The organism is Sphingomonas sp. LH128 (assembly GCF_000293195.2).
In the GTDB taxonomy this organism is placed as follows: Bacteria; Pseudomonadota; Alphaproteobacteria; order Sphingomonadales; family Sphingomonadaceae; genus Novosphingobium; species Novosphingobium resinovorum_A.
Genome location: NZ_ALVC01000488.1, coordinates 1 through 1750, shown reverse-complemented (window position 1 = coordinate 1750; position 1750 = coordinate 1). Strand labels below are relative to the sequence as shown.

The window sequence follows — 1750 nt, the reverse complement described above, 5'->3', positions numbered from 1 at the left end:
CCGCCGACAAGCCGATCATCTTCACCGCGCGCGAGAACGTCGTCGGCACGGCCAGTGAATCCACGAACGGCAAGTGGGGCGGCATCGTGCTGCTCGGCCGCGGCGTCGTGACCGACTGCAACTACGGCGCGACCAATGCCTCGCTCGCATCGCACACGTGCGAGCGCGACACCGAAGGTGCTGTTGCCAAGGCCGTCTTCGGCGGTATCGACAACACGTACAACGCCGGCATCATGAAGTATGTCCAGATCCGCTATTCGGGCTACCTGCTGAGCGATGGCAAGGAACTTCAGGCCCTGACCACCGAAGGCATCGGCAGCGGCACCACGCTGGACTACGTCCAGTCGGTGAACAGCTCGGACGACGGCATGGAGTTCTTCGGCGGCAAGGTGCAGTTCAAGCACTACATCGCCGTCAACGCCGACGACGACAGCCTCGACATCGACACGGGCCTCGAAGGCTACTTCCAGTACGTGCTCCTGCTGCAGAAGAGCGGCCAGGGCGACGCGCTGATGGAAATCGACACGGGCGGCAAGGAAGAGGAAACCCCCCGCCAGAAGACCATCGTCGCCAACTTCACCGCGATCCAGCCGGTGACCAGTTCGAACAACGAAGGCAGCGACAAGGCTTCTACGCTGATCCGCGGCAACTCGGACATCACCTGGGTCAACGGCATCATCAATACGCCGAACAACGAGTGCCTCAGCCTTCAGGGCACCGGCACGACCCCGGCCACGCTCAAGGCGTACAGCACGGTCATGACCTGTGGCACGCCCAAGTACATCGGCGGCGGTTCGTACAACGCGACCTCGGCGGCTGCCGTCTTCGGTTCGGGCAGCAACCTCAACAACGACGCCTTCACCTCGACGCTAACGAACACCTTCGTCAACGGTTCGGCGGAAAGCGGTGTCGCCGGGTACACCGGCCTCAAGGCGCTGTCCTCGTTCTTCGACCAGGTGACCTACATCGGCGCCGTCAAGGACGCCGCGGATGTCTGGTACAAGGGCTGGACCTGCGACACGGCTACCGCGCCGTTCGGCTCGGGCCAGGCCTGCACGGCGCTGCCCACCACCTGATCCGACCGCCCGCTGCATAACGAAAGGGGGGGCGGTCCATTCAGGCCGCCCCTTTCTTACGTATCCGATACTTGTTCCAGGGGGACATCCAATGACCAAGCCGCGGCTGATTTCGCTGCTGCTGCTCTCCACCGCGATGCTGGCGCCTTCGATCGCCGCCGCTCAGGAGAGCGCACCCACCACCACTGGCAACGCCAGCCCCGAAGCGCCGGCAATCGGCGACGAAAACGCGTCCGGTGGCGAGGAAGCGCCTGACGTCTCGATCCCGGGCGGCGCCATCATCGTCACCGGCCAGCGCAACCGCAACATCGAGCGCACCGCGCCGCAGGTCATCTCGGTGCTGTCGAGCGAGCAGATCGCCCGCACCGGCGAAGGCGACATCGCCGGCGCCCTCGGCCGCGTCACCGGCCTCTCGGTGGTCGGCAACGGCTACGTCTACGTGCGCGGCCTCGGCGACCGCTATTCGCTGGCGCTGCTCAACGGTTCGCCGCTGCCCAGCCCCGAGCCGCTCAAGCGCGTGGTCCCGCTCGACCTGTTCCCGACCAGCATCGTCGCATCCTCGCTGGTGCAGAAGAGCTATTCGGTGAACTTCCCCGGGGAATTCGGCGGCGGCGTCATCAACCTGACGACCAAAGCGATCCCGACCGAAAGTTTCCTCCAGATCGGCGGCGGCG

Annotated in this window: 2 protein-coding genes; both read left to right on the top strand. The window is 65.3% G+C overall.

What is annotated here, in order from left to right; genetic code table 11:
* On the top strand, window positions 1-1076 hold a 1076-nt coding region (locus tag LH128_RS28870), incomplete at its 5' end, for a hypothetical protein (RefSeq protein WP_008833245.1).
* 91 nt (window positions 1077-1167) lie between these two features.
* The coding region (locus LH128_RS28865; protein ID WP_008833244.1) for a TonB-dependent receptor plug domain-containing protein at window positions 1168-1750 on the top strand (583 nt) is incomplete at its 3' end.